The sequence below is a fragment of the Cellulomonas sp. APG4 genome (assembly GCF_009996735.1).
GTDB lineage: Bacteria > Actinomycetota > Actinomycetes > Actinomycetales > Cellulomonadaceae > Actinotalea.
In genome coordinates this window covers 1-25,938 of sequence record NZ_JAACYI010000021.1, presented here as the reverse complement: position 1 = coordinate 25,938, position 25,938 = coordinate 1, and the positions used below count along the sequence as shown (strand labels likewise).

Genomic DNA, 25,938 nt, shown 5'->3' with positions numbered 1-25,938 from the left:
ATGTCGAGCCCGCCCCCCGCCGTGCGCGTGGGCCTGGGCCGTGGTCCGAGCGACCACGGCGTGCGGATCGTCGACACCCCCGCCGTCCGAGTCCACCACCCGGCGGACCTCGTGGGCATCGTGCTCGCCGCGCTGGGCGTGGTGCTCGTGCTCGTGCTGGGCGTGTACGCACAGGCCACGACCAGCGGCCTCACGGAGGACGTGCAGGGCTTCTCGTCGATCGTGCGCCGCATCCTGTTCGTGCCGGTCACCGTGCTCGAGGGGCTCATCACGTTCGTCGCGCCCCTCGCGGTGCTCGCCGAGCTGATCGCCCGACGGCTGCTGCGGCAGGCCTTCGAGGCCGTCGGCGCCGCGGTCGCGGGCGTGCTCGTGGCGCTCGCCGCGACCTGGCTCATCACGACGTTCGGGACCGACGAGCTCAAGGCCCCCCTGAGCGTGTGGGTGCGGGGCGAGCTGCGCTGGGTCGTGACGATCCCCGCGCTGCTCACCGGCACGGCCGCCCTGCTCACCGCGGCCGGCCAGCGCGGACGACGGCGCACCGTGGGCTGGTCCTGGAACCTGCTGTGGGTGGGCCTCGGCGTCGCCGCCGTGACGAACTTGGTGACGCTCCCGGGCGCGCTGCTGACCGTGCTGCTGGGCCGGCTCGTGGGGCTCAGCGTGCGGTACGCCTCGGGCGTGCAGAGCGAGCGGGCCTACGGCAACGCCCTGGTCGAGGGGGTGCGGCGGGCAGGCTTCGAGCCGCGCAGGCTGGTGCGCGTGCGCGACGTCGCCGACAGGTCGGCCGAGGGCGACGAGGTGACCGGCCCGGACCTCGCGGCGATCGCCATCACCCGCTACGGCGACAACCGGGTCTACGCCATGACCACGGCCGAGGGTGAGCGGCTGGACGTCGTCGTGCTCGACGGCGACCGCCAGGTGGTGGGCATGCTCACGCGGCTGTGGCGCTCGTGGCGCCTGCGCGGGCTCGAGGGACGCGGCGTCGTCTCCCTCCGGCAGGCCGCGGAACGCGCCGCACTCCTGTCGTACGCCGCGTGGTCGGCGGGCGTCTGCACGCCGCGCCTGCTGGGCATCGCCGAGTCCGAGGACTCGATGCTGCTGATCCAGGAGCACGCGCACGGCGCGGTGCCGCTGCGCGAGATCGCGTCCGACGACTTGTCCGACGACGCCCTCGACGCCGTGTGGGAGCAGCTGCTCAACGCGCACGCCGCGGGGCTCGCGCACCGTTCACTGACGAGCGACGTGGTGCTGCTCGACCCGTCGGGTGAGTGCGCGCACGCCGAGCACGTGCGGCAGCGCGAGGACGGCTCACGCCCCCCGGTCGCCCTGCTGACCGGCTGGGAGTCGGGGGACGTCGCGTCGTCCGAGCTCGCGCGGCGCATGGACCTGAGCCAGATGCTCGCGGTGCTCGCGCTGCGGGTGGGGGCCGAGCGCGCGGTCGCCTCGGCCGGGCGTGCGCTGCCGGACGACGAGCTGACCCGCACCGGCCCGCTGCTCCAGTCGATCGTGCTGCCACGTGCGACCCGGGACGAGGCGCGGGCGCGCCGCGGCGTGCTCGCCGAGGTGCGTGAGGCGCTGCTCGCGCGGCTGCCCGCGACGGACTTCGAGCCCGAGCGGCTCGTGCGGTTCGGGGCCCGCACCGTGCTGATGATCATGCTGACGATCGTGGCGGCGACGGCCGTGATCACGACCATCAGCTTCGACGAGATCGCCGCGGCGCTCGAGCGTGCGCAGCCGTGGTGGGCCGCGGTCGTGCTGGTCCTCGGGCTCGCGACGTTCGTCGGTTCCGCGCTCGCGCTGGTGGCGTTCGCACCGGTGCGGCTTCCGCTGTGGCGCACCACGATGGTGCAGGCCGCGGCGGCGTTCGTCGCGCTCGCGGCGCCCGCGGGGATCGGGCCGGCGGCGCTCAACCTGCGGATGCTCCAGCGACGGGGGGTCAAGAGCGCGCTCGCGGTCGCGTCGGTGGGGCTGGTGCAGGTGTCGCAGCTCATCACGACGCTCGCGCTGCTGCTCGTGCTCTACCTGGTGAGCGGCGCGCAGGCACCGCTGCGCATGCCGACGACGACGGTGCTGGTGGCGTTCGCGGTGGTGCTGGTGGCGGGCGGAGCCGCGATGCTCGTGCCGCGCGTGCGCGGCTGGGTGCTCGCCAAGGCGCAGCCGGTGTGGCGGCAGACGTGGCCGCGCCTGGTGCAGATGCTCGCGCAGCCGCGACGGTTCGCGATCGCCGCCGCCGGCAACCTGATCATGACGATGGGCTACGTGGGGGCGTTCTGGGCGAGCCTCGCGGCGTTCGACCAGGACGTGCGGCTGATCGACCTCGCGCTCATCTACCTGATCGGCAACGCGGCGGGCGCGGCGGTGCCCACGCCCGGCGGCCTGGGCGGTGTCGAGACGGCGCTGATCCTGGGTCTGACGTCGACAGCCGGGGTGGGCGGTGCGGTCGCGACGTCGGTCGTCGTGCTGTTCCGCGCGCTCACGTACTGGGCACGCATCCCGCTGGGCTGGGTCGCGATGCGCGCGCTCCAGCGCTCCGGCGAGCTGTAGCCCCCGACCACGGCGGCGTCAGCGCGCCACGCAGCGGCCTCGGTCCAGCTCGAGCGGGGCGAGACCCGGCGCGGCGTCGGAGCGCAGGCGAGCGTGCGTCTCGACGTCGAACCGCTCGCTGCCGTAGCGGAGCTTCTTGCGTTCCACCCCCTCGGCCGTGAAGCCGGCGCGTGTCGCGACCCTGCACGACGCCGGGTTGTTGACGCGGTGCGCGAGCTCGAGCCGGAAGAGGCCGACCTCGTCGAACGCCCACGTCGCGACGGTGGCGAGGCTGCGCGCGGCGAGGCCGAGCCCACGGTGCTCGGGACCGAGCCAGTAGGAGACCCAGGCGGTGTCGTGCCGCCGCTCGATGTGGCTGAGGCCGATGCTGCCGACGGCGCGTCCGTCGACGGTCACGGCGAGGTGGTGCGTCCCGTTGCCACCCGGCTCGACCGGCAGGGTCGCGGGCTGCAGCTCGCGCTCGATGAAGGCGACCGCACCGGCCGCGCCGTCGAGCCCGGCTCCGCCGAGCTGCTTGTCGAGCTCGGGATCGGCGGTGAGTGCGTCGAGGAGGGCGGCGGCGTCGCTCGTCCGCCAGGGGCGCAGCCGGATGTCCACGAGGACCGATCTTCACATATCGCCCGGTTCTGGGCCGCTCCAGATCGTGCGCCGTCCGCCGCCCCACTTCCGACACGTCAGGGCCCGCGCGGCCTTCCTCGCTCCCGGCTCCCGGCCCGGCCCCGAGGTCCGTCCTCGACCTCGGTGCCGTCGCGGCGTCGGAAGCGCCAGCGGCCGCGCTCGTGCCGCATCGTGATGCCGTGCCCGTCGACGTGGGCATGGTGGAACCAGCACAGGAGTGCGGCGTTGTCCGTGGACGTCTCGCCGTGGGCCGCCCACGGCGTGAGGGCGTGGTGCACCTCGCACTGCGCGGGAGGCGCGTGACAACCGGGCCAGACGCAGCCGCCGTCGCGCGCGATCACGGCGACGCGGCGGCTGCCGGTGAAGGTGCGCTCGCGCCGGCCGACGTTGAGCACCTGCGACTCGGGCCCGAAGACGATCCGGCTGACGTTGCCGTCGCACGCGAGCCGCTTGAGCACCGACGAGGGCACGGGCCCGGTGCCGTCGAGCCAGCGCGCGGGCGGCTCGGCCAGCAGTGCGTCCCAGTCGACCTGCGCACCCGTCACCGGGTCGCGGTCCGCGCCTGTCCGATCGAGCTCGGCGCGCAGCTCCGTCCACGAGACCGTGACGGCCAGATGAGGCCGCACCGCTGAGCCCGCCCCCGCGAGCCCGTGGTCGAGGACGGTGCGGCCCAGGTCCGCGAGCGCCTGGGCACGCCGCTGGGTGGTGGATCTGCGGTCATCTGCCGCGGGCACGCCGCCCACGGCGTCGAGCGCGGTGCGCAGCACCTGGCCGTGCTCGGTGGTGAGGAACCCCGCGAGGTGGAACCCGCCCGTGGTGGCGGCGAGCTCGACGAACTCCCGCTCGGCGGCGTCGGCGAACGCGCGATCGGCCGCGTCCGGATCTGCGACAGCCGCGAAGTGGTGCAACACGCGCCGGAAGGGCTCGACCCGGTGCTGCGCCGCGAGCTCGACGAGCACCTGCTCCCCGGTGCGAGCATCCCGCGCGCCCTCCGATACCGCCTCTTGTGGGGTCACGTCCTCCACGGCGGCCACAGGTGCCGCGAGCGCCGCGCGTCGTGCGTCGCTCGTGGCCGCGATCGACGCGAGCGCCCACACGTGGTCGGGCCCGATCTGCCCCGCCGCCGCCGCGGCGGCTGTGAGCGGCAGGTCGTCGCGCAGGGTGCGCGCGAGCCGCACGTCGCGTCGCGCCGTCGCGAGCGAGAGCCCGTGCGACCACGCGACCCAGTGCGCGAATGACCGCACCGCGTCGAGCGCCCACCGGCCGTCGGCCTCGATCCGCGTAAGCCAGCCGAGCCGGCACACCTGGAGCCGGTGCACGGCGCGGGCGACCCGCACGGAGAGCTCGGGGAGCAGATCCTCATGCGGCATCTCGCGGTGAGACAGGCCCTCGCCCGGTGCAGTGCCGTCCGGTGCACCGTCGTCCGCTGCAGCGTCGCCCGGCGCGTGGTGCACGTCAGGTCCCCGAACCGATACCGCGAGGGACGCAACCAGGCTCTCGAGCGCCTCGACGCGGACGTCCGGCGGCGCCATGAGGACCTCGCGCAGCGTGAGGCCGGCGAGCCTCTCCGCCACCGCTGCACCCACGCATCCCCCTCTGCGCGCTGACTTTCTCGACCCCTCGATCTTATCGAACACCTGTTCGATTTATCCCGTTTCTCCACATGCTGAACACCCTGTCCCAGGTACGCCCCGGCCAGCGGCACCCCCTGTCACGACGCGATGCGTGACACCTCGACTCCGGGCCTTCGTCCCGCGCCCCTGAGCGACGCCGTGGCACCCGCGGCCGACAGCCCGGCATTTCCACGCCACTCGGAGGGGCTGCGTGGCAAGGTCGCCGCGTTCACGGTGGTCGACGTGCCCGGCCGGTAGCCTCGCGGCATGCGCCTCGTGGACCTGCGCCGCCGCCCGATCGCCGCCGACGACGCCCCACCCGGGCAACCGACCGTCGACATGACGTGGGTCGCCGAGCTCGACGGCGCGGGAGAGGTGGCCGGGGAGGACGACTTGCGCACGCCGATCGCGGCCGGGACCGCTGCGGTGTGGGCCCCGGGCGAGCAGCACACGTCGTGGGCCACGACGGACATGACCGTGGTGATCGTCCAGTCGCGCGCCGAGCCGTCGCTCACCGCGGCATGAGCCGGGCACACCGCACCCCCGTGCCCGACGACGCCCTCATCGCGGCCCGCGCGCTACGCGTCGGGTACCTCGACGCCCCCGTGTGCGCACCCGTCGACCTCACGCTGCGCGCGGGCGAGATCCTCGCCGTCGTCGGGCCCAACGGCGCCGGCAAGTCCACCCTGCTGCGCACCGTGCTGGGCCTGCTCGACCCGCTCGGCGGGAAGGTCACGGTGCTGGGCGACGAGGTGGACGAGCGCTCGGCCCGCTTCCGCGCCGCCGTCGCGGGCGTGCTCGACGACGACGCGTGGTTCCCCGGCCTCACGGCGCGTGAGCACCTGCTGCTCACGGCGGCGGGGCACGGCGTGAGCAACACGACCACGGTCGTGGACGGCGTGCTGGAGACCTTCGGCATCACCGATCACCAGCACGCCCTGCCGTCGGCGCTGTCCTCGGGCCAGCGGCGCCGCCTGCTGCTCGCCGCGGGGTTCGTACGGCCGCGCGAGCTGCTCGTGCTCGACGAGCCCGAGCAGCGCCTCGACGCAACCATGCGCGCGACCCTCGCGGGGCTTCTGCTCGCCGAGGCCGCCGCGGGCACCGCGGTGCTCCTCGCCACTCACGACCCGGTGCTGCTCACCACGCTCGACGCACCCGCCGTCCACGTCGACGACGTCACGTGCCGCCTCATGAGCGCGGCCGAGGCCGTCACCGCGATGCACGAGTGACGGGGCGCCATGACCATCCACCTCCCCGAGCTCGTCCACGACCCGGCAGGCGTGCCCGATGGCGCGCGCATCCGTCGCGTCACCGCCGAGATCCAGGGTGCGCGCCATGGCACGGGCCTGGGTCACGTGCTGGTCGAGATCTGGGGCGCTGTGACGATGGTCGTCCTCAGCGCGGCGTTCGTCGCCGGGGTGGCCGCCACGCTGCACCGGTCCGCACCTCCCGAGCTCGCGAGCACCCTGGTGGGTGAGCTGCCCGCCGTCGTCGTGCTCGTCGCGCTCGTGGGTGCGACGCTCGGGCTCGCGGAACGCCTGGGGCCCGTGGGCGTGGGCGGAGGGGGCGCCGCCTGGTGGCTGCCCATGCCCGTCCCACGGCGCGGGCTGCTCGCGGCGCCCGCCGTCCTGCGACCCGTGATCGGCGCAGCCGCGGGCGCGGCGCTCGCGCCCACCGCCACGCTCGCCCTCGCCGTGCCCACCTCCGCCATGCGGATCGCCGTGTGGGCGCTGCTGGGGGCTGGCGCCCTCGGGACGGCCGTCGGGGTCGCAGCCCTCGCGCAGCACGTCCCGCGTGCCGGTCGCACGGTACGCGTCACGGGGGACGCCCTGCTGGTCGTCGCCGCCGCGGGCCTCGCCGCGCTGGTCTGGGTCCCGTCACCCGTCGAGGTACTCCCTCTCCGGGCGCTCGGCGCGGCAGGGAGTCTCCTCGTGCTCACCGCGGCGGCGCTCACCCCGGTCGCGGCCCGTCGCGCCGGCGACCTGCCCGGCGGCGTGCTGCGTCGCTCCGGGAGCGTCGGCGACCGCGTGACCTCGGCCGTGCTCGGTCTCGACCTGCGCGAGCTGGGCCGCACGCTCACCGAGCGCACGGGCCCGAGCCGCCGTCGTTCGCGCGAGCTCCACCCACGCGGCCCGCGCAGCGCGCTCCTGACGGCGGACCTGCTGCTGCTCGGCCGTACGCCGCGCGCCCTGGTGCAGCTCGCGGCCGCGACGCTGCTGGCCGTGGCCGCACCGCGCACCGCGCTGCTGGGCTCGAGCATCCCGCTCTACCTCGCGCTCGTCGTGCTCGGCACGTGGGCCGCGAGCGCGGGCGCCGGCGGGGCGCGCCACGGCGACCTGGTGCCCACGCTCGACCGCGCCTTCGGGCTCTCCGCGCGCGCCACGCGCCTCGTGCGCGGCGGCACCCCCGCGCTCACCGCAGCCGTCTGGGCCGTCGTCGTGATGGGAGTGCTCGCGGCCGACGACGTGCGCTGGCTCGCCCTCGCGCCCGCGTGGGCGCTCGCCCTGGCGGCGGGCGCGATCCGGGCGGCCTACCGGCCCCCGCCCAAGGCCCCGCGCATGCCGGTGTCGAGCCCCATGGGCGGCGTGCCCTACACCGCGGGCCTGCTGGTCGGGATCGACGTCGCGTTGGCGGCGACGCTGCCCACCGCGATCGGGCTGCTCGTCGGCCTGAGCCCGACCGTGCTCGGGCTCCAGGCGGTGTTCGCCGTGGCGGCGGCCGTCGGCGTGGTGCTCAGCGCGCCCAGTGCTCGGCCACGGCGCGGAAGCTCTCGACCCGCCGCGCGCGGTCGAGCGACGGCGTGACGAGCACCAGCTCGTCCACCTCGGCCTGGGCGGACAGCTCACGCAACCGACGCACGACGTCGTCCGGGGTGCCCGTGACCATGCGGTCGTCGCCCTGGGCGCGCAGCGCCTCGCGCGACCTGCGGAACGTGTCCGAGCCCGCGTACGCGCGCACCTCCTCGGGACGCAGCGGCTCGCGGATCCCGCGCGCGAGGTTCTGCATGGTGAGCGCCCAGCCGGCCTCGAACTCGAGCACGGCCTCGGCGTCCTCGCTCGCGAAGGTCAGCACCGACATCGCGGACCACGGCTCGGCGGGCCCGTAGGGGCCGGGCTCGAACTCGCGGCGGTACTCACGCAGCAGCCCGACGGCGGCCTCGGGGCTCATGTGGTGCGCGAACACCGCGCGGAGCCCGTTGGCCGCGGCGAACCGCGGGCCGTAGGCGCTCGAGCCGAGCATGAGCACCTCGGGCTGGTCGTCGATCACGGGCGCCGCGACGAGAGGTGCGTACGGGTGGCCCTCGGGGAACCCGCTGCCCAGGAACGCGAGCAGCTCCGCCACCTGCCCCGGGAAGTCCGACGCGACGTCCACCGCGGTGCCGCGCCGCAGCACGTGAGCGGTCAGCGGGTCGGTGCCCGGGGCGCGACCCAGGCCCAGGTCGATGCGGCCCGGGTGCAGGGCGAGCAGCGTGCGGAACACCTCGGCCACCTTGAACGGCGCGTGGTTCGGCAGCATGATCCCGGCCGCGCCCACGCGGATGCGGGACGTGCGCCCCGCGACCGCGGCGATGAGGATCTCGGGCGCACTGCACGCGAGGCTGCGCATGTTGTGGTGCTCGGACACCCAGAACCGGTGGTACCCGGCGTCCTCGACGGCCTGGGCCACGCCCACCGCCCCCTCGAGGGCGTCGTGGGCGGACTCGCCGTGCTCGATGCCGACGAAGTCCAGGACGGAGAGCGGGAGGGGCTGCGGAGCGGTCACGTGCGGTGCGGTCACGTGGGGTGCCAACCGCCCGGTCCGAGCCGCTGTTCCCTACCCGCCGAGTCCGCCACCCCAGCCGCCGAGCGCCGCGTCGAGGGCGGGCAGCCGACCGAGCGCGTCGCGCGCCACGAGGAACCCGACGATCCCGACCACCCACGCCGTGGTCTCGGCACCCGTGCGCTCGAGCCACGCGCCCAGCCGCGTGAGCGCAGGCGCGACCAGGCGGTGCGCCGCGAGCCGCACCCCCAGCAGCACGAGCGCGGGCAGCACCATCACCAGGCAGTACGCCGCGAGCACGCCGGTGCGCGCGAGCGGGCCGAGGTCGGACTGCGTGAGCATCCCGATCGCCCCCAGGTAGGGGAGCATCGTCGCGAGCTCGAGGCCCGCGGCGACCAGGGCGAGCACGACGACGGCGCGCAGCCCCCCGTCCCCCGTGACCGCGCGCTCGCGCCACCGCAGCACGCGGCCACCGCCCGAGCCGCTGCGGCCGCGACCGATGAAGAAGCTCCCCACGAGCAGCGCAGCGCCCACCACGAGCTGCAGCACCGAGCCCACGGGCGTCCCCGCGAGCGCACCGGCCCGTTCGAGCAGCACGTGCGCACCCGCAGCGAGCGCGAGCCCGACGACCAGGTAGAACGCGGCGACGGTCGCGAGGAACGCGAGCACGCGTCCGGCGCGCACACGACCCGGCACGGTGAGGAACCAGACCGGTACGAGGAGCGTCCCGACGCTCGTGCTGTCGACGAGGGCGAGGGCGGCCAGGACGGCGAGCTCGGCGGGGGTCATGGCGCAAGCGTCCGTGGGCGGCGGCCGCTGCGCGTCGGGCGAACGATGCAGGCGGGCGGGACGGCGTACATCGTTCGTCGGACGGTCGCGTGGGCGGGCTGTGCTGGGATGGCGGGGTGAGGCGGACGGAGGGCGCGGGGCCGGTGCGGTGGCGCGCCCTCGAGCACGTCTGGCACGCGCGCGTGCGCGGCACGCCACGTGCCCGTGACGTGAGCGACGCCGCGATCACGGCCGTCGTCGGGCTGGTGCTGCTCGCCCTGGGCCTCGTCGGGCTCTGGGGCGGTGACCGAACGCCCGGCACCACGGGCGGGCTCGTGCACCTGACGACGCTCCTCCTCGGGTGCACCGTGATGCTCGCGAAGCGCCGCCATCCCTGGCTGACGCTGCTCGCCGGCACGCTGCTGCTGGCCGTCGACCTGCGCTGGAGCGGGAGCGTGGGCCCCGTGCTGGTGTTCTTCGACCTGATCTACTCCGCCGTGCTGCACGGCGGGGCGGCGGCGGTGGCCCGCCTCCGGCTCGCGGCGTGGGTCGCCGTCGTCGGCGGGTTCGCCGTGGCCTGGGTGCTGGGCGACGACGCGCGAACGGCCGTCTTCCTCGGGCTGCAGCTGTTCGCGGTGCTGATGACGCCGCTGTGGTGGGGCCTGTCCGTGCGACGGCAGACCGAGCTCGCCGAGGTGCACCGCGCGCGTGCGGACGACCTGCGCCGGCTCGCCGAGCTCCGCGAGGCCGAGGTGCTTGCGGACGAGCGCGCCCGTACGGCACGCGACCTGCACGACGCCGTCGCGGGCAACCTCTCGGCCATCGCGATCCACTCCGAGGCTGCGCTCGCGGCGCCGCGCGACCCGGCGCGGGACACCCGCGCCCTCACCGCCATCAGGGCCGCGAGCCTGACCTCGCTCACCGAGATGCGCTCGATGATCGGGGTGCTGCGCGGCGGCACGGACGAGGTCGCCGCGCCCGCGCGGCTCGCCCGGGCGGACACCCTCCTGGCGGTCGCGCGTGACTCGGGGCTCGACGTGACGTGGGCGGGTGCGCGGCCGGACGCGCTCGGGGAGCTGCCCGCCGCCGTCGACCAGGCGGCGTACCGGATCCTCCAGGAGGCCCTGACGAACGCGGCGAAGCACGCGCGCGGCGGCGCGGTTCGGGTGCACCTGGCCACCGCCGCAGCCCCGATCGCGCACCTCGAGTTGCTGGTCGACTCGCGCGCGCCGGACCGTGCACCCGCACCGCGCTCCCCCGGTCGCGGGCTCGGTCTGCTCACGATGCGCGAGCGCGCGGAGTCGCTGGGGGGCGACCTTGCCGCCGGCTGGGCCGACGACGGCCTGTGGCGCGTCCGACTCGAGCTCCCGCTCCCGGTGCTCGCATGATCCGCGTCCTGCTCGCCGACGACCACGGAGCCATCCGCGCCGGCCTGCGGCTCATGCTCGAGACAGCGGACGACGTGGTGGTCGTGGGTGAGGCCGCCGACGGTGAGGCCGCGGTGCGCAACGCGCGCGCGCTGCGGCCCGACGTCGTCCTCATGGACGTGCGGATGCCGGGGACCGACGGGATCGAGGCGACGCGACACATCGCCCACGAGGGCCTCGCCGACGTGCTCGTGCTCACGACGTTCGACATCGACGAGTACGTGCTGGGGGCGCTGCGCGCGGGTGCGGCGGGGTTCCTGCTCAAGTCCGTCGACGCGCCGTCGTTGCTCGACGCCGTGCGCAGGGTCGGTGCGGGCGAGGGTGTCGTGGCTCCCGAGGTGACGCGGCGGGTGCTGGCCGAGCTCGCGGCACGCGCGCCCGTCGTGGCGCCTCCCGCGCCGCCCGGCCTCGACACGCTCACCGACCGCGAGCGCGACGTGCTGGCATGCCTCGGCGAAGGGCTCTCGAACGCCGCGCTCGCCCGGGCCCTCGACATCACCGAGGCGACCGCGAAGACCCACGTCTCACGGGTGCTGGCCAAGCTCGAGTGCGCGTCCCGCGTGCAGGCCGCGATCCTCGCGCGAGACCTCGGGGTCGTCCGGACCTAGGACCCATCCCATGGGTTGCGGGGCGCGGGAGAGTAGTGACCAACGGGCGACAGCCGCCCGGAGGGGAACGGGACGCGAACCCGCCCTCACATCCTGGGGAGGACACTCATGAGCACCGCCATCACGTCCCACGGCAAGTCGGTCCGCGTCGTCGGTCTCGTCGCCATCATCGCCGGGATCGTGCTGATCCTCGGCGGCGGCGCCACCTGGCTCGTCGTGCGCAGCCAGCTCGTGGCCGAGAACATCACCATCCCCGACGACGCCATGGCCTTCCAGGGCAACGTCGTCAACGGCCCGCTGGACGCCTACGTCCAGGCCGACATCATCAACCACCACGCCCTGGACGGCTCGGGCGGCAAGACCTACGCCGAGCTCGACCGCGAGGACCCGGCCCGCGCCACGGTCATGAACGCCTCGTTCCTGCGCGCCTCGCTGTTCACCTCCGTGATCGCCTTCGGCATCGCCGCCTTCGCCGCCGGCATGGGCGTGCTGTTCATCCTCATCGGCTGGGCCCTGCGCAAGCTGGTGCCCACGGACGCCGTGGTGACCGCCCCGGCGCCGGCCGCTGGGGCCTGAGGACCTTCCCAGGGCACAAGGCCCCGTCCCCTCCCGGGGGCGGGGCCTTGTTGTACCCGCCGTCGGGTGACGTCGCGGGCGGTCAGAAGGCGAGCCGGAACCACACGGACTTGCCGCCCGCCAGGTGCGGGTGCGTGCCCCACGTCGTCGCGAGCGCGTCGACCAGGGGGAGCCCACGGCCCGAGACGTCGGCAGGGCCGGGCTGGGTCGGGACCGGCACACCGGCCCCTTCGTCGTGCACCGAGATCACGACGGCGTGGCTCTCGTGCTGCAGTCGCAGGGTGATGACGCCCGACGGCGTCCCGTGCCGCACCGCGTTGGTCACGAGCTCGCTCGTGAGCAGCTCGCCGGTCGAGACGACGTCGTGCGGGGCCTCGACCTGCTCGAGGTGACGGACCACCCAGCGGCGCGCCCAGCCGACGGCCTGCGGCGCGGCTCCCAGGGTCAGCGCCGGCAGGGGGCCGGGCGGGCCCACCTCGAGGCGCTGCCAGGTGCGCGCCGGCTGCGGCGGGGCTGCTCCTGCTGCGCTCATCACGTCTCCGCGGGGCTGGGGGCCGGGCAGGCAATCGAGTGCGGACGCCACATGAGAACGCGAACATCGGGGTCCATGACGCGGGCCACGCTCGCGTCTCACCATTCGGTCACCCGGGTTCCGGGGCGGGCTTCCCGTGCGCGCAGCCGCCGTGCCGGCGCGCGCCCCGGTGCGACGCTGCGCACACTCGTCGCGTGACCAGCATCCTGTGGCTGCGCCGCGACCTGCGGCTGCACGACCACCCCGCCCTCGCGGCCGCGGCCGAGCACGGCCCGGTGCTGCCCGTGTTCGTGCTCGACCCGTCACTGCTCGGCTCGGCGGGGCGCGTCCGGACCGCGGCGCTCGGCGCGACCCTCGAGGCGACGTCGGCCGCGTACGACGGCGCTCTGGTCATCCGTCGCGGCCGGCCCGAGGCGGTGCTGCCCGAGCTGGCGCGCGCCGTCGGCGCGACGGCCGTGCACGTGAGCGCCGAGACCACGCCGTACGGCCGCGCGCGGGACGCGCGGGTCGAGGCCGCGCTGCCCGACGGCGTCCCCCTCGTGGCGACCGGGAGCCCCTACGCCGTCACCCCGGGACGGGTGCGCAAGGGCGACGGCACGCCCTACCGGGTCTTCACCCCGTTCAGCCGCGCCTGGCGCGATCACGGCTGGCGCGCGCCTGCTCCCGTGCCTCGCGCGCTGCGCTGGGTGCGTCGGGTCGAGTCGGAGACCCTCGACCTGGGCGCCGCCGACGGCGTGCACCTGCCGCCGCTCGGCGAGGACGCCGCCCGCGAGCGCTGGCGCGAGTTCCTCGACGAGGGCCTCGGGACCTACGGGGACCGTCGCGACCGCCCCGACCTCGACGGCACGTCGCGGCTGTCGGTGCACCTCAAGCTCGGCGCCCTGCACCCGCGCACGCTGCTCGCCGACGTGCACGCGCGGTCGCCACGCGCCGCGAGCGCGCGGACGTTCGTCGACGAGCTCGCGTGGCGCGAGTTCTACGCCGACGTGCTGTGGCACGAGCCGCGCTCGGCCTGGGCCGACCTGCGCACGGACCTCCCCTTCGCGTACGCGGACCCGGCCGACGACGACGTCGCGCCCCTGATCGAGGCGTGGCGCACCGGGCGCACGGGCTTCCCGTTCGTGGACGCCGGGATGCGGCAGCTGCTCGGCGAGGGATGGATGCACAACCGCGTCCGCATGGTCACCGCGAGCTTCCTGGTCAAGGACCTGCACGTGTGGTGGGGCCACGGCGCGCGCCACTTCCTCGACCACCTGGCCGACGGCGACCTCGCGTCGAACTCGCACGGCTGGCAGTGGGTCGCGGGCACCGGGACGGACGCGGCGCCGTACTTCCGGGTGTTCAACCCCGTGGCGCAGGGCGAGCGCTTCGACCCCGACGGCGCGTACGTGCGGCGGTGGGTGCCCGAGCTGCGCCACCTCGCGGGCAAGGCCGCCCACCAGCCCTGGAGGGCGGCCGACGGGTACGCGCACGGCTACCCCGAGCGGGTCGTCGACCACGGGGCCGAGCGGGCCGAGGCCCTGCGCCGGTACGAGACGGCCCGCGGCGCGGGCCGGTAGCCTCACCGGGTGACGGACGGGAGCGCGCACAGGCTCGACGCGACGCGGTTCCGCATCTCGACCGACACGGCCGACGTCGACCGCGCGGCCGTGCACCGCTGGCTGTCCGAGCAGTCCTACTGGGCCGAGGGCCGCGCGCGTTCGGTGCAGGACGCCGCGATCGACGCCTCGCTGTGCTTCAGCGTGCTCGAACGCGCCTCGGGCCGGCAGGTCGGGTTCGCCCGCGTCGTGACCGACGGCGCGACGTTCGCGTGGCTGTGCGACGTGTTCGTCGACGGCTCCGCGCGCGGGCACGGCATCGGCACCGCCCTCGTGGCGGAGGTCGTGGCGCACCTGGACGCGCGCAGCCTGCCACGCGTGACCCTCGCGACGGCCGATGCGCACGGCCTGTACGAGCGGTTCGGCTTCGAGCGCACCACCCCTGGCATGTACATGGCGCGACTGCGCCGGTAGCCGTCGGTACGCGGCCCAGAACCGGCTCCGCCCCATCCGCAGCTCGTGCGCAGCGTCCGTCGGGGGGTGGTGGCACTGTGAGGACATGTCCCTGACACCGGTACCCGGCGACGCCAAGGCCACCCTGCAGCGCTACCTCCAGGAGGCGCGCGACGCGATCGTCTGGAAGACCGACGGCCTGTCCGAGCGTAACCTGCGACTCCCCCGGACGCCGACGGGCACGAACCTCCTCGGGCTGGTCAAGCACTGCGCGACCGTGGAGATCGGGTACCTGGGTCCGACGTTCGGGCGGCCCTGGCCGAGGCCCGAGCAGGTCCCGTGGTTCGCCACGTGGTTCGACGACGACGTGCCCGACGACGACCCGCAGGCCGACCTCTACGCGACGGAGTCCGAGAGCGCGGCGGAGCTGCTCGAGCTGTACCGCCAGGTCTGGGAGTTCGCCGACCGCACGATCGCGGAGCTCCCGCTCGACGCACCGGGGCACGTCCCGTGGTGGGGCGAGAACGGTGCGGTCGACCTGCACACCGTCCTCGTCCACCTCGTCGCCGAGCTCCAGCGGCACGCCGGCCACGCCGACGTGGTCCGCGAGGGGATCGACGGCGCCGTCGGGCTGAGCCCGCGGAACGGCAACGTGTGGACCGCACCCGACGACCGCGCCGCCTACGTCGCCAAGCTCACCCGCATCGCCGACTCAGTGCGGTGAGCGTGCGTCGACGCGCACCTCAGGCCCCCTGGACGTGCAGGGCGGCTCGAGAGCGTGGGTCATGCGTCGCCACGTAGTGGTCCTCGGCCGCAACCCAGCGGGCGATCCACTCGTCGGCGTTCTCCCCCCGCTCGGCCTGCCGGCGCAGACGTGTCTCCGCTGACGCCTCCACCCAGACCGCGACGTCCACGAGGTCGAGGAGCTGCGGGCGGAGGGTGTAGACGCCCTCGACGACGACGACGTCCGGCATGAGCTGCTCGACCCAGGCTCCCATCGTGGCGTCGGCCCAGTCGTACCGCTGGTAGCGCAGCGTCCTCTCGCCACGCCGCACGGGCTCGAGGACCTCTCGACGCAACCGCTGCCAGTCGAAGTAGTGCTCGGCTCCCCACGCCGGGTCGAGAGCGGCGCGCGCGTCGTCGTCCATGTCGCGGTAAAAGTCGTCGCCCTCGACGACGACGGCACTGCCCAGCGAGCCGACGACGGACCGCGCGAACGTGGACTTGCCGGCCCCGCCCTGGCCGTCGACCCCGACGAGGACGGGTCGACGGTCGACACCGGCGACCAGCGCGCGCAGGCTCTCGGCGGCGTGGTCGGTGGAGCGAGTCATGTGGTTCTCTCGGCCGGGGACGGTGGGCGATGGAGCTGGACGAGGTGCATGGGCACCCTCTCATCGAGACGGTGGAACCACGCACCACGCCTGCCCCGAGACCTACGGTTCCCCCATGGCTCAGGGGCGTGTGGTGCTGTCGGACTCGACATGGCGGCAGCCCCTGCCCGAGACGTCGTCGGCGGCTCGATCGGCACTCGTCCGAGCGGTCGCGTCCCACGTCGAGGCACGCGACGCGATCAGGACCCTCGTCGCTGTCAACGGCCGGACCGCGGCGGGGAAGACCACGTTCGGACACGAGCTTGCCGAGGCCCTGGCGCGGCAGGGCCTGACCGTGTGCGGCGGGTGGCGTGGCTCTCTGCTCCGTCGATCCCCTCGCCCAGGCCGACCACTCAGGATCCCGTGTGCCCGCTCCAGACGGGGCGGTGCTCGTCGTCGACGGTGTCTTCGCCCTGCGTGCCGAGATCGACGGCTGGTGGGACCTGCGGATCTGGCTCGACGTCGATGCCCAGGACTCGGTGGCCCGCGGGACTCGCCGTGACCGTGCCCGGGCAGGCGCGGAAGCCGTCTCGCTGCACCGAGACCGGTACGGGGTCGCCGAGGACATCTACGGACGAGAGACGGACCCCATGTCCCGCGCGGACGTCGTCGTCGACAACCGCGACTTCGATGCGCCGCACCTCATCCGCGGCTTGGTGGACGGGCGCGCCTGACGCGCGGTGGGGACGCCGGACATGCCGTCGGCAACGCTCTGATGAGACCGTTCACCTCCGCGCGGTCTCGGCCCCCGTGCGCCGGGCGGCCGCGTGGAGCCGTCTGTCGATCAGGTCGAGCGCGGGAGGTGACAGCCCGACGCCGAGTGACCCGAAGACGAAGGCGAAGACAGCGACCAGCACGTCGACGACCACTGGCGACGTGTGGGACCCCTGAGTCATGAGCGCGACCAGGAACAGCGCGATCGCCAGGTTGAGGCCGGTCAGCAGCCACGTGAACGCGACCCAGCACCGGGGGACCGCACCCGCGCACACCCGGTTGAGGGCCTTGTGCCCGAGAGCGCGGGCGACGTGCCACGGCACGCCCGCGCGCGCCATCGCGTCCCGTACCACCCACGGCGGGAACCGTTGGCCGACGGAGTTCCGGTCCCGTACGGCGGTGGCGGCGGGAAGCCACGCCAGACCGCGGCCCATGCGGTCCCGGAACGCGTAGCCGTCGACCGCGAAGGTCGAGCCGTGCGGCCCGGGCGCGATGGCGAAGTCACCCTCGAGGTGCACCACGTGGTCGAGCTGCCCCGGCTGCGGGCCTCTCGTGAGCGTCCACCCGTCCCCAGCGCGTGCGTGCGGCGGTCGGTAGGTCACCGTCATGTCCGAGATCACGAGCGCGGCTCCCTCGGCGGACCTGAGGCGCCTGCGGTGCGCGAGCCTGTGCAGCCGCTCCCGCGGCGCGCGCGGGAGACGTGCCTCGACGACGACGGCGTGGCCGTCCGACTGCTCCTGCGACGTCACGTCACATGCCGACCGGTGCCATGTCGACGAACCTCGCGTAGTGCCCCTGGAAGGCGACGACGATGGTGTCGGTGGGGCCGTTACGGTGCTTGGCGACGATGACGTCGGCCTCGCCCGCACGCGGTGACTCGCGCTCGTAGGCGTCCTCGCGGTGGAGCAGGATCACGATGTCAGCGTCCTGCTCGATCGAGCCGGACTCACGCAGGTCGCTCATCTGCGGGCGCTTGTCCGTGCGCTGCTCCGCGCCACGGTTGAGCTGCGAGATCGCGATCACCGGCACCTCGAGCTCCTTCGCGAGCAGCTTGAGCGCACGCGAGAACTCCGAGACCTCCTGCTGACGCGACTCGACGCGCTTGCCCGAGGACATGAGCTGGAGGTAGTCGATCACGACGAGCTTGAGGTCATGGCGCTGCTTGAGCCGACGGCACTTGGCGCGGATCTCCATGAGCGACATGTTCGGCGAGTCGTCGATGAACAGCGGCGCCTGGCTGAGCTTGCCCATGGTCGAGGCGAGCTTCTGCCAGTCCTCGTCGCGCATGGTGCCCTTGCGCATGTTCTGCAGCGGCACGCGCGCCTCGGCGGAGAGCATGCGCATGGTGATCTCGTTGCGGCTCATCTCGAGCGAGAACACCACCGAGGTGAGGCCGTGCTTGATCGACGCCGAGCGCACGATGTCGATGCCCAGGGTCGACTTGCCGATGGCGGGGCGCGCGGCGAGGACGATCATCTGGCCCGGGTGCAGGCCGTTGGTGAGCTTGTCGAGCTCGCTGAACCCGGTGGGCACGCCCACCATCCCGTCACCGCGCGCACCCGCGGCCTCGATCTCCTCCATGGTGCCGTTGATGATCTCGGCGAGCGGGAGGTAGTCCTCCGAGGTGCGCGTCTCGGTCACCGCGTAGACCTCGGCCTGCGCGTTGTTCACGATGTCGTCGACGTCGCCGCCGTCCGTCGCGTAGCCGAGCTGGACGATGCGGGTGCCGGCCTCGACGAGCCGGCGCAGCACCGCGCGCTCGCGCACGATCCGCGCGTAGTAGCCGGCGTTGGCCGCCGTGGGGACCATCGAGATCAGCGTGTGCAGGTACGGCGCCCCGCCGATGCGCGAGATCTCACCGCGCTTGGTGAGCTCCCCCGCGACCGTGACCGCGTCGGCCGGCTCACCGCGGCCGTACAGGTCGAGGATCGCCTCGTAGACCAGCTCGTGCGCAGGCCGGTAGAAGTCCGGGCCCTTGAGCTGCTCGATGACGTCGGCGATCGCGTCCTTCGAGAGCATCATGCCGCCGAGCACGCTCTGCTCGGCCGCGATGTCCTGCGGCGGGGTCCGGTCGAAACCGGCGTCGGGTCGTCGGGTGCTCAGTCCCTGCTCGAGCTCGTCGACGCTCACGAGTTGCTCACCGGCTCCATCCTCAGCAGTGCCACCGACGGAGTTCCTCCGACGTACGTACCGACGTTCTACCGCGGCCCTCCGACACCGTCGTCGGGTGTCGCGGGTTGCCCGTCGGTCCGCCCTGCCGGGCCTCGCCCGACACCTCTGCTGGGAGGTTAGGTGCCTCGTCCCGAGGCACCAAACGGCAGGACCTCGGTCCTGTGGGCGAGCCTGGGGACGTCCTGTGGACACCCCGGCCGGCGGCTGTGCACAGGGCGTGGACAGGTCTGTGGATACGGTGGGAGCACCCGTGGGAACTCGCGCTGAGCACCGGCTTCGTCGCCCACCGACTGTGGACAGGAACTCGTTGCCCGAACGTTCACCTGATGGACACCCCGGACCACCTCGTGGCCGGGAGCTCGATCGCCGCATCCTTTCCCTCGCGCTGCCCGCGCTCGGCGCGCTCGTCGCAGAGCCCCTGTTCGTGCTGGTCGACTCGGCCGTCGTCGGATCGCTCGGCACCGGTCCGCTCGCGGGACTCGCCCTCGCGAGCACCGTGCTGACGACCGTCGTCGGGCTCTGCGTGTTCCTCGCGTACGCGACCACCGCGACCGTCGCGCGCAGCCTCGGTGCGGGTGATCGTCGTCGTGCCCTGTCGCTCGGCGTCGACGGGCTCTGGCTCGCTCTCACCCTGGGGGTGGTGCTCGCCGTCACCCTGTGGACGACGGCGCCGTGGCTCGCCTCCGCGCTCGGCGCGCCCGAGGCCGCGCTCCCCCACGCGGTCGCCTACCTGCGGTGGTCCGCGCCGGGCCTGCCCGGGATGCTCGTGGTGCTCGCGGCGACGGGAGTGCTGCGCGGCATGCTCGACACGCGCACACCCCTGTGGGTCGCCGCGACGGGTGCCGTCGCGAACGCGGTGCTGTCGGTCGCCCTCGTGCTCGGCGCCGGGATGGGCGTCGCGGGTTCGGGCCTCGGCACGAGCCTGGCCCAGCTCGGCATGGCGACCGCGCTGGGCGCCGTCGTCGTCCGGGGGACGCGTGCGGCCGGTGTGTCCCTGCGCCCGAGCGTCGCCGGCCTGCGCCTGGGCGTTCGTGCGGGGACACCGCTGCTGATCCGGACCGTCTCGCTGCGCCTCGCGATCCTCCTCGCGGCGTGGGTGGCCGCGGGCCTCGGCACGGTCACGCTCGCCGGGCACCAGGTGGTCATGGCCCTGTGGGGCCTCATCGCCTTCGGGCTCGACGCCCTGGCGATCGCCGCCCAGGCGCTCGTCGGGCGGTCGCTCGGGGCCGGCGACGTCACCGCGACGCGCGCCGTGCTGCGTCGCACCCTCGCATGGGGCACGGCGGCGGGCGCGGTCGCCGGTGCGGTCCTCGCCGCCGCGGGCTGGTGGATCGCGCCGCTCTTCACCGCCGACGACGACGTGCGGCGCGCGGTCGCGACGACGCTCGTGGTGGTCGCGCTCACCCTCCCGATGGCCGGCTGGGTGTTCGTGCTCGACGGCGTGCTGATCGGCGCGGGTGACGGACGCTACCTCGCCGGCGCGGGGATGGTGACCCTCGTCGTCTACGTTCCCGCGGCCCTCGCCGCCCGCGCCTGGGCCGACGACGGTGCGGGTCTGCTCTGGTCGTGGGTCGCGTTCGCGGGGGTGTTCATGGCCGCGCGCGCCGTGACGACCGGCCTGCGCGCACGGGGCACGGCGTGGATGGTCGCCGGCGCCTGACGTCCGGTGGTGGCCCCGCCCGGGTCGCGCTTGAGTAGGAGGATGCCCCGCCGACCCCGGCTCGACGCCGTGATGCACCGTGTGCGTCGCGCGCTGCTGCACCCGCGCATGGGCCTCGCGCTGCGCACCGGGCTGGCCGCGGCCCTCGCGTGGTTCGTGGCCTCGCGCCTGCCCGGGGCCGCGCACGAGTACGCCTTCTACGCACCGCTCGGCGCGGTGGTCGCGACCTACCCCACCGTGACGAGCACGGTGCGCGAGTCGCTCCAGGGCGTGGCGGCCATCTCGCTCGGGGCGGTCATCGCGCTCGTGGGCGACCGGCTCATCGGCCCCAGCATCGGGATGATCGCGATCGTCGTGACCCTCGGCGTGCTGCTGGGCGGGCTGCCGTGGCTGGGCGGCATGCGCACGTACGTCCCGACCGCCGCGCTGTTCGTCCTGGTGATCGGCCAGGGCGACGAGGTCGCGTACAGCCTGTCCTACGCCGGGCTGTTCCTCCTCGGGGCGGCCATCGCGATGGTCGCGAACCTGGTGTTCCCCGCGCTGCACCTGCGCCCTGTCGACGACGCGACGCGGGACCTGCGCGAGGCGTTGCACGCCCACCTCGAGCACCTGTCGTGCGTGGTGGCGGGCGAGCACGGTCTCGACCACGACGGCGCACCGGGCCGCTCGGGCCTCACGGCGCTCACCTCGCGCGCGCGTGCGGCGGCCTTCGAGGCTCGCGAGTCGCGGCGCGCCAACCTGCGCGCGCGTCGCTCACCCGACGCCGTGGACTCGCGGTACGAGGCGTTCCGGGCACTCGAGCGCGTCGTCCTGATGGTCGACGACCTGTACGACCTCGTCCAGGAGCAGCCCTGGGGCACGGACCTGCGCACGACGTCCGCGGAGCTGCGGGCACCCATGGCCCGGGCGCTGAAGGAGCTCGCCGACGTCGTGCTCGTGGTGGGCACCGAGGACGCGGTCCCGGGGCGCAACGCGGGCGCCGACGCGGCGGTGGTCGACCTCGCCGAGACCCTGCGCGAGCACCAGGCCGCGGGGGGCGAGGACGCCGAGGCCCTCGTGGCGGGCACGGTCGTCACGGCGCTGCGCCGCTGCGTCGCGGCGGTCACCGCGGAGGACGAGCTCAGCGACGCGCCCGAGTCGCGGATCCTCGTCCACCCGGCCGACACGCAGGACGACGGCGCACGGCACCCCACGGAGCAGGCGCCGGACGACGACGCGCCGGGACGGCCGGCGGCCGGGGACGACGAAGCCCGGCCCCCGAGGGGACCGGGCTCCGGCACGGGTGGGTGAGGCTCAGGCCTCGGGCACCACGTGCACGTCGATCGTGGCCGAGACGTCCTCGTGCAGACGGATCTGCACCTGGTGCTCGCCGAGCGACTTGATCGGCTGACCGACCTCGACCTTGCGCTTGTCGATCGAGGGGCCGCCCTGGGCCGCGACGGCCTCGGCGATCTCGGTCGTGGTCACGGCGCCGAACAGGCGGCCCGCGGCACCCGCGCGCACCTTGACGGTGAACGGCTTGGCCTGGAGCTGGTCGCGCACGACCTTCGCCTCGTCGAGCGTCGCGATCTCGCGCGCCTTGCGGGCCTTGCGGATCCCCGCGATCTGCTTCTCGGCGCCCTTGGACCAGGCGGTGGCCAGGCCACGCGGGACGAGGAAGTTGCGGGCGTACCCGTCCTTCACCTCGACCACGTCACCCGGGGCGCCCAGACCGGTCACCTCGTGCGTCAGGATGAGCTTTGCCATCGGTGCGACCTCTCTCAGCGAGCCGAGCTCGAGTACGGCAGCAGGGCCATCTCGCGGGCGTTCTTGACGGCCCGCGCGATCTGGCGCTGCTCCTGGACGGACACACCGGTGACCCGGCGCGCGCGGATCTTCCCGCGGTCGGAGATGAACTTCCGCAGCAGGGCGGTGTCCTTGTAGTCGACCGACTCGATCTTGGCGGCCTTGAGCGGGTTCTGCTTCTTCTTGGGCTTGCGGACGACGGGCTTGGCCATCGTGGTGCTCCTTCGTTCTGGAGCCCGGGGTCACGCGCCGGCAGGCGCGCGGTGCCCGGGATGGGTGTGGATCAGAAGGGGGGCTCGTCGCTGAACGACGACCCACCCTGGTTCGGCGCGGGCGTGGCCCACGGGTCGTTGTCCATGCCGCCGGACTGCTGGCCGCCACCGCCGCCACCGCCGAAGCCACCGCCGCCGCCACCCGAGCGCTGGGCGCGGGTGACCTTGGCCGAGGCGTAGCGGAGCGAGGGGCCGACCTCGTCGACCTGGAGCTCGACGACCGTGCGCTTCTCACCCTCGCGGGTCTCGTACGAGCGCTGCACCAGACGGCCCTGCGCGATCACGCGCGTGCCCTTGGTGAGCGACTCGGCCACGTTCTCCGCGGCCTCGCGCCAGATCGAGCAGCGCATGAACAGCGTGTCGCCGTCCTTCCACTCGTTGCTCTGGCGGTCGAACTGGCGGGGCGTGGACGCGATGGTGAAGTTCGCGACGGCCGCACCCGACGGGGTGAAGCGGAGCTCGGGGTCCCCCGTGAGGTTCCCGATCACCGTGATGACGGTGTCACCAGCCATGCCTGCTCCTCGTTCTCGGTCGGTCCGGTCGGTCGGAGGCTCAGTGCGCGTCCGGGCGCATGACCTTCGTGCGCAGCACGGCCTCGTTGAGGCCCAGCTGGCGGTCGAGCTCCTTGGCGGTGTCGGGAGTCGCGGTGAAGTCGACGACGGCGTAGATGCCCTCGCTCTTCTTGTCGATCTCGTAGGCCAGACGACGGCGGCCCCAGATGTCGACCTTGTCGACGGTGCCACCCGAGGTGGTCACCACCGAGAGGTACTTGTCGAGGGACGGGGCGACGGTGCGCTCCTCGATCTCGGGGTCGAGGATGACCATCAGCTCGTAATGACGCATGCGAGTACCCACCTCCTGTGGACTCAGCGGTCACGGTCTCTCCGTGACAGGAGGGTTGTGCGTCGGCTGCCCGTGCCCCGACGCGGTGATCGGCACCGCAGGGCGGCAGGCAGCAACGGGTCATGCTACCGGCTGGCCGGGGACCGGGCGACCACGCTGGTGGCCGCCCGGCCGCACGCTGTCAGGGAAGGGTCAGGCCGTCCTGGTTCGGAGGCGGATTCTCGTCATCGGGAGGACCGGGGTTGTCGGGCGGACCGGGTTCCTCGTCCTCACCGTCACCCGGCGGCGGGGGCTCCTCCTCCTCGGGCGGGCCGGTCGAGACGACGATCGTGACCGTCGTGCCCTCCTCGGCCTCTCCCGTGGGGTTCTGCGAGACGACGCGACCTTCCTCGGCCTCGTTCTCCTCGCGGCGCACGTCGACGGTGAACCCGGCGCCCTGGAGCCGCTCGGTCGCCTGGGCCTCGGTCAGCCCGACCACGTCGGGGATCTGGACCGGTGCCGGACCCGTGGAGACGACGATCGTGACGGTCGCCCCCTGACGCGCCTCGCCCGTGGGGTTCTGGCCCACGACCTGGCCCTCGGGGGCGTCGTCGTCGGCCTCCTCGCTCACCGCGACGTCGAAGCCCGCGCGCTCGAGCCGCGAGGTCGCCTCGTCCCGGCCGAGACCGACGACGTCCGGAACCGCGACGAGCGGCGGCTTGCCGACGTCCGCGCGCGCCGGGAACTCGACGACCTCCATGCCCTCGGTCACGGGCTCCATGAAGTCGACCCACACGTCGAGCGGGACGCTCGAGCCGGTGATCTGGCGGTACCCGCCGAACGGCGTGATCTCCTCCTCCGTGCCCTCCCCCACCTGGTAGAGGGCGACGGCCGTGACGACCTGAGGGGTGTACCCCACGAACCACGCGGACTTGTTGTCGCTCGAGGTGCCCGTCTTGCCCGCGACGGGCCGACCGAGGGCCTGGGCCTTCTCGCCCGAGCCCTCCTGCACGACTCGCGTCAGGGCGTACGTCGTGTCCGCCATGACGTCCTCCTCGAACACGCGCTCGCCGCGCGTGTCCGCCTCGTAGACGAGGTCGCCGTCGAGATAGGAGACCGACTGCACGATGTGCGGGGTGGTCCGCACGCCCTGCGCGGCGAAGGTCGAGTAGGCGCGCGCCATGTCGATGGGGTGCGGCGACGCCGAGCCGAGGACGTTGGACGGCACGGCCTCGAGGCCCGTCGTGTCCTCCGGGACGCCCGCCCGCACGGCCACGTCCACCGTGGCCTCCGGTCCGACCTCGGCGTTCATCTGGGCGTAGACCGTGTTGACCGAGTTCGCGGTGGCACGCGCGACGTCGATCCGCCCGAAGCTCTGACCCCCGAAGTTGCCGGGCGGCTCGTCCCAGCCCTCGATGTCGCCCGGGTCGTTGTTGCCGTTGTACGTGGTGCGCAGCGAGTTCCCCGACTCGAGGTGGGCGACGAGCGTGAACGGCTTGAAGGTCGAGCCCGCCTGCGCGGTGTCCTGGGTCACGGCGTTGCGCGACACCGTGAGGTAGTCGGGCCCGCCGTACAAAGCCCTGATCGCACCCGTCGCCGGGTCGATCGACACGAGTCCCGTGCGGAGGTTCTCGGGGGCGTCCTCGGGCAGCTCGGCGACGGCGGCCACCGCGGCCTGCTGCCACGCGGGGTCGATCGTCGTCACGATCGTGTACCCGCGACGGTCGAGGTCCTCCTCGGTGACGTCGGTGCGCTCGACGATCTCGTCCCTGACCTCGCGCAGGAGGTAGCCGTTGGGGCCGGCGTAGGTGTCGGTCGCGACGCGCTCGATCGCCTCGGGGAAGACCTGCGCGTCGCGCTCGGCCTGCGTCAGGGTGCCGGTCGCGACCATCCCGTCGAGCACGTAGTTCCACCGCTGCTCGGCCTTCTCGGGCGCGACCGCGGGGTCCCAGTTGTTCGGCGACGGGATGATGCCCGCGATGAGAGCGGCCTGCGACACGGTCAGCTCACCGACGGGGACGCCGAAGTACGACTGCGCCGCGACCTCGATGCCGTAGGCGTCGCGGCCGAAGTAGATGGTGTTGAGGTAGTTGACGAGGATCTCGTCCTTGTCCTGCGCGCGATCCAGCTTGACCGCGAGGAAGGCCTCGCGGATCTTGCCGGTGTACGAGCTCACCGTCTCGCCGAAGTAGTAGCGCTCGGCGTACTGCTGGGTGATCGACGAGCCACCCTGCTGGTCGCCGCCGCGCACGTTGTTCCACAGCGCCCGGACGATGCCGGCGGGGTTGATCCCGGGGTTGTCGTAGAAGGACCGGTCCTCTGCCGCGACGACGGCGTTCTTGACGTGGTCGGGGATCGCCTCGCTCTCGACGAGCACCCTGTCCTGCTCGCTGAACGAGCCGATCTCGGTGGTGCCGTCCGAGAAGTAGACGGTCGAGGTCTGGGCCCGCGCGAAGTCGCTCGGGTTCGGGATCTCGGTCGAGGCGTAGGCGTAGGCGACGGCGCCGACGCCCAGGAGGACGAAGAAGAGGAACGTCCCCGAGACCAGCTTCCAGGAGGGCAACCAGCGTCGCACCCCCGTCTTGCCCTGGCGCGGGTAGTCGATGAGCCGGCGTCGGCCGTCGCCGGCCCGGCCGCCACCGCTGCGGCCCCCTCCGCCGCCGGCACCGCCGCGACCTGCACCGCCGCGACCTGCACCGCTGCGGGCTCC

At 74.0% G+C, this 25,938-nt stretch carries 26 protein-coding genes; 13 read left to right on the top strand and 13 right to left on the bottom strand.

What is annotated here, in order from left to right:
- Positions 1 to 2,541, top strand: a complete 2,541-nt coding sequence (locus tag GXB85_RS14250) for a lysylphosphatidylglycerol synthase transmembrane domain-containing protein (RefSeq protein ID WP_161918330.1) — start codon at positions 1 to 3, stop codon at positions 2,539 to 2,541.
- An 18-nt stretch (positions 2,542 to 2,559) separates the two neighbouring features.
- Here the strand turns inward: GXB85_RS14250 and GXB85_RS14245 are convergent, their stop codons facing one another.
- Together GXB85_RS14245 and GXB85_RS14240 are read right to left on the bottom strand one after the other, a co-directional pair.
- A complete protein-coding gene (locus GXB85_RS14245) occupies positions 2,560 to 3,138 on the bottom strand; it encodes a GNAT family N-acetyltransferase (RefSeq protein ID WP_161918329.1) in 579 nt (192 codons plus the stop codon).
- Between the two features lie 77 nt (positions 3,139 to 3,215).
- The gene (locus GXB85_RS14240; RefSeq protein WP_161918328.1) at positions 3,216 to 4,745 is read right to left on the bottom strand and encodes an HNH endonuclease signature motif containing protein; all 1,530 of its coding nucleotides are present in this window, start codon (positions 4,743 to 4,745) and stop codon (positions 3,216 to 3,218) included.
- 294 nt (positions 4,746 to 5,039) lie between these two features.
- Between GXB85_RS14240 and GXB85_RS14235 the strand changes: the two genes are divergently transcribed.
- From GXB85_RS14235 to GXB85_RS14225, 3 genes are read left to right on the top strand one after another with little or no spacing between them, the layout of a single operon-like run.
- Positions 5,040 to 5,297 carry a hypothetical protein gene (locus GXB85_RS14235; protein ID WP_161918327.1) on the top strand — a complete coding sequence of 86 codons (258 nt, stop codon included), beginning with the start codon at positions 5,040 to 5,042 and terminating at the stop codon, positions 5,295 to 5,297.
- A 20-nt stretch (positions 5,298 to 5,317) separates the two neighbouring features.
- Positions 5,318 to 6,001, top strand: coding sequence for an ATP-binding cassette domain-containing protein (locus GXB85_RS14230; RefSeq protein WP_370524257.1), 684 nt, complete (start codon positions 5,318 to 5,320; stop codon positions 5,999 to 6,001).
- 9 nt (positions 6,002 to 6,010) lie between these two features.
- Complete coding sequence (locus GXB85_RS14225; RefSeq protein WP_161918325.1) at positions 6,011 to 7,576, top strand: DUF6297 family protein; 1,566 nt, start codon at positions 6,011 to 6,013, stop codon at positions 7,574 to 7,576.
- Here the strand turns inward: GXB85_RS14225 and GXB85_RS14220 are convergent.
- Together GXB85_RS14220 and GXB85_RS14215 are read right to left on the bottom strand one after the other, a co-directional pair.
- The gene (locus GXB85_RS14220) at positions 7,506 to 8,549 is read right to left on the bottom strand and encodes an LLM class flavin-dependent oxidoreductase (protein WP_202627998.1); all 1,044 of its coding nucleotides are present in this window, start codon (positions 8,547 to 8,549) and stop codon (positions 7,506 to 7,508) included. The two genes, GXB85_RS14225 and GXB85_RS14220, sit on opposite strands and share 71 nt — an antisense overlap.
- A 36-nt stretch (positions 8,550 to 8,585) precedes the next feature.
- Positions 8,586 to 9,320, bottom strand: coding sequence for a GAP family protein (locus GXB85_RS14215; RefSeq protein WP_161918324.1), 735 nt, complete (start codon positions 9,318 to 9,320; stop codon positions 8,586 to 8,588).
- 116 nt (positions 9,321 to 9,436) lie between these two features.
- On the opposite strand from GXB85_RS14215, the gene GXB85_RS18935 reads away from it, so the two are divergent.
- From GXB85_RS18935 to GXB85_RS14200, 3 genes are all read left to right on the top strand, one after another.
- Positions 9,437 to 10,687 carry a histidine kinase gene (locus GXB85_RS18935; RefSeq protein ID WP_161918323.1) on the top strand — a complete coding sequence of 417 codons (1,251 nt, stop codon included), beginning with the start codon at positions 9,437 to 9,439 and terminating at the stop codon, positions 10,685 to 10,687.
- Positions 10,684 to 11,334 carry a response regulator transcription factor gene (locus GXB85_RS14205; protein WP_161918322.1) on the top strand — a complete coding sequence of 217 codons (651 nt, stop codon included), beginning with the start codon at positions 10,684 to 10,686 and terminating at the stop codon, positions 11,332 to 11,334. Before GXB85_RS18935 ends, GXB85_RS14205 begins: the two co-directional genes overlap by 4 nt.
- A gap of 108 nt (positions 11,335 to 11,442) precedes the next feature.
- Positions 11,443 to 11,910 carry an aromatic ring-opening dioxygenase LigA gene (locus GXB85_RS14200; protein ID WP_161918321.1) on the top strand — a complete coding sequence of 156 codons (468 nt, stop codon included), beginning with the start codon at positions 11,443 to 11,445 and terminating at the stop codon, positions 11,908 to 11,910.
- An 82-nt stretch (positions 11,911 to 11,992) separates the two neighbouring features.
- Here the strand turns inward: GXB85_RS14200 and GXB85_RS14195 are convergent, their stop codons facing one another.
- A complete protein-coding gene (locus GXB85_RS14195) occupies positions 11,993 to 12,442 on the bottom strand; it encodes an ATP-binding protein (protein WP_161918320.1) in 450 nt (149 codons plus the stop codon).
- 194 nt (positions 12,443 to 12,636) lie between these two features.
- On the opposite strand from GXB85_RS14195, the gene GXB85_RS14190 reads away from it, so the two are divergent.
- The 3 genes from GXB85_RS14190 to GXB85_RS14180 all read left to right on the top strand — a co-directional run bounded on the left by GXB85_RS14190 (position 12,637) and on the right by GXB85_RS14180 (position 15,157).
- The gene (locus tag GXB85_RS14190) at positions 12,637 to 14,001 is read left to right on the top strand and encodes a deoxyribodipyrimidine photo-lyase (protein WP_161918319.1); all 1,365 of its coding nucleotides are present in this window, start codon (positions 12,637 to 12,639) and stop codon (positions 13,999 to 14,001) included.
- Positions 14,002 to 14,010: 9 nt separating this feature from the next.
- Positions 14,011 to 14,454, top strand: coding sequence for a GNAT family N-acetyltransferase (locus GXB85_RS14185; RefSeq protein WP_161918318.1), 444 nt, complete (start codon positions 14,011 to 14,013; stop codon positions 14,452 to 14,454).
- An 85-nt stretch (positions 14,455 to 14,539) separates the two neighbouring features.
- Entirely contained in the window at positions 14,540 to 15,157 is a 618-nt protein-coding gene (locus GXB85_RS14180) for a DinB family protein (protein ID WP_161918317.1), read from the top strand.
- A 19-nt stretch (positions 15,158 to 15,176) separates the two neighbouring features.
- Here the strand turns inward: GXB85_RS14180 and GXB85_RS14175 are convergent, their stop codons facing one another.
- Positions 15,177 to 15,764: a uridine kinase gene (locus GXB85_RS14175; RefSeq protein WP_161918316.1), complete on the bottom strand. Its 588-nt coding sequence runs from the start codon at positions 15,762 to 15,764 to the stop codon at positions 15,177 to 15,179.
- A 404-nt stretch (positions 15,765 to 16,168) separates the two neighbouring features.
- Between GXB85_RS14175 and GXB85_RS17900 the strand changes: the two genes are divergently transcribed.
- Positions 16,169 to 16,477, top strand: coding sequence for a hypothetical protein (locus GXB85_RS17900; RefSeq protein WP_202627997.1), 309 nt, complete (start codon positions 16,169 to 16,171; stop codon positions 16,475 to 16,477).
- A gap of 51 nt (positions 16,478 to 16,528) precedes the next feature.
- On the opposite strand, the gene GXB85_RS14165 is transcribed toward GXB85_RS17900, so the two are convergent.
- Together GXB85_RS14165 and dnaB are read right to left on the bottom strand one after the other, a co-directional pair.
- Positions 16,529 to 17,266: a hypothetical protein gene (locus GXB85_RS14165; protein WP_161918315.1), complete on the bottom strand. Its 738-nt coding sequence runs from the start codon at positions 17,264 to 17,266 to the stop codon at positions 16,529 to 16,531.
- Position 17,267: 1 nt separating this feature from the next.
- Positions 17,268 to 18,647, bottom strand: coding sequence for a replicative DNA helicase (dnaB, locus tag GXB85_RS14160; RefSeq protein ID WP_161918314.1), 1,380 nt, complete (start codon positions 18,645 to 18,647; stop codon positions 17,268 to 17,270).
- A gap of 349 nt (positions 18,648 to 18,996) precedes the next feature.
- Between dnaB and GXB85_RS14155 the strand changes: the two genes are divergently transcribed.
- Positions 18,997 to 20,349, top strand: coding sequence for an MATE family efflux transporter (locus tag GXB85_RS14155; RefSeq protein ID WP_237728275.1), 1,353 nt, complete (start codon positions 18,997 to 18,999; stop codon positions 20,347 to 20,349).
- A gap of 42 nt (positions 20,350 to 20,391) precedes the next feature.
- The gene (locus GXB85_RS14150) at positions 20,392 to 21,639 is read left to right on the top strand and encodes an aromatic acid exporter family protein (RefSeq protein ID WP_161918312.1); all 1,248 of its coding nucleotides are present in this window, start codon (positions 20,392 to 20,394) and stop codon (positions 21,637 to 21,639) included.
- Positions 21,640 to 21,642: 3 nt separating this feature from the next.
- Here the strand turns inward: GXB85_RS14150 and rplI are convergent, their stop codons facing one another.
- The 5 genes from rplI to GXB85_RS14125 form a co-directional block, all read right to left on the bottom strand.
- A complete protein-coding gene (rplI, locus tag GXB85_RS14145) occupies positions 21,643 to 22,095 on the bottom strand; it encodes a 50S ribosomal protein L9 (protein ID WP_161918311.1) in 453 nt (150 codons plus the stop codon).
- A 14-nt stretch (positions 22,096 to 22,109) separates the two neighbouring features.
- Positions 22,110 to 22,346, bottom strand: a complete 237-nt coding sequence (gene rpsR, locus GXB85_RS14140) for a 30S ribosomal protein S18 (RefSeq protein ID WP_161918310.1) — start codon at positions 22,344 to 22,346, stop codon at positions 22,110 to 22,112.
- Positions 22,347 to 22,417: 71 nt separating this feature from the next.
- Positions 22,418 to 22,918: a single-stranded DNA-binding protein gene (locus GXB85_RS14135; RefSeq protein ID WP_161918309.1), complete on the bottom strand. Its 501-nt coding sequence runs from the start codon at positions 22,916 to 22,918 to the stop codon at positions 22,418 to 22,420.
- A 40-nt stretch (positions 22,919 to 22,958) separates the two neighbouring features.
- Positions 22,959 to 23,249 (bottom strand): 30S ribosomal protein S6, encoded by a 291-nt coding sequence (gene rpsF, locus GXB85_RS14130; RefSeq protein WP_161918308.1) that lies wholly within the window; start codon positions 23,247 to 23,249, stop codon positions 22,959 to 22,961.
- A 181-nt stretch (positions 23,250 to 23,430) separates the two neighbouring features.
- Positions 23,431 to 25,938 (bottom strand): transglycosylase domain-containing protein (locus GXB85_RS14125; protein WP_237728274.1); only part of this gene is annotated, 2,508 nt, incomplete at its 5' end.

Coding starts and splice junctions, on each gene's coding strand:
- GXB85_RS14250 (WP_161918330.1), top strand. CDS start 1: ATGTCGAGCCCGCCCCCCGCCGTGCGCGTGGGCCTGGGCCGTGGTCCG.
- GXB85_RS14235 (WP_161918327.1), top strand. CDS start 5,040: ATGCGCCTCGTGGACCTGCGCCGCCGCCCGATCGCCGCCGACGACGCC.
- GXB85_RS14225 (WP_161918325.1), top strand. CDS start 6,011: ATGACCATCCACCTCCCCGAGCTCGTCCACGACCCGGCAGGCGTGCCC.
- GXB85_RS14215 (WP_161918324.1), bottom strand. CDS start 9,320: ATGACCCCCGCCGAGCTCGCCGTCCTGGCCGCCCTCGCCCTCGTCGAC.
- GXB85_RS14205 (WP_161918322.1), top strand. CDS start 10,684: ATGATCCGCGTCCTGCTCGCCGACGACCACGGAGCCATCCGCGCCGGC.
- GXB85_RS14200 (WP_161918321.1), top strand. CDS start 11,443: ATGAGCACCGCCATCACGTCCCACGGCAAGTCGGTCCGCGTCGTCGGT.
- GXB85_RS14195 (WP_161918320.1), bottom strand. CDS start 12,442: ATGAGCGCAGCAGGAGCAGCCCCGCCGCAGCCGGCGCGCACCTGGCAG.
- GXB85_RS14180 (WP_161918317.1), top strand. CDS start 14,540: ATGTCCCTGACACCGGTACCCGGCGACGCCAAGGCCACCCTGCAGCGC.
- GXB85_RS14175 (WP_161918316.1), bottom strand. CDS start 15,764: ATGACTCGCTCCACCGACCACGCCGCCGAGAGCCTGCGCGCGCTGGTC.
- GXB85_RS14150 (WP_161918312.1), top strand. CDS start 20,392: ATGCCCCGCCGACCCCGGCTCGACGCCGTGATGCACCGTGTGCGTCGC.
- rplI (WP_161918311.1), bottom strand. CDS start 22,095: ATGGCAAAGCTCATCCTGACGCACGAGGTGACCGGTCTGGGCGCCCCG.
- rpsR (WP_161918310.1), bottom strand. CDS start 22,346: ATGGCCAAGCCCGTCGTCCGCAAGCCCAAGAAGAAGCAGAACCCGCTC.
- GXB85_RS14135 (WP_161918309.1), bottom strand. CDS start 22,918: ATGGCTGGTGACACCGTCATCACGGTGATCGGGAACCTCACGGGGGAC.
- rpsF (WP_161918308.1), bottom strand. CDS start 23,249: ATGCGTCATTACGAGCTGATGGTCATCCTCGACCCCGAGATCGAGGAG.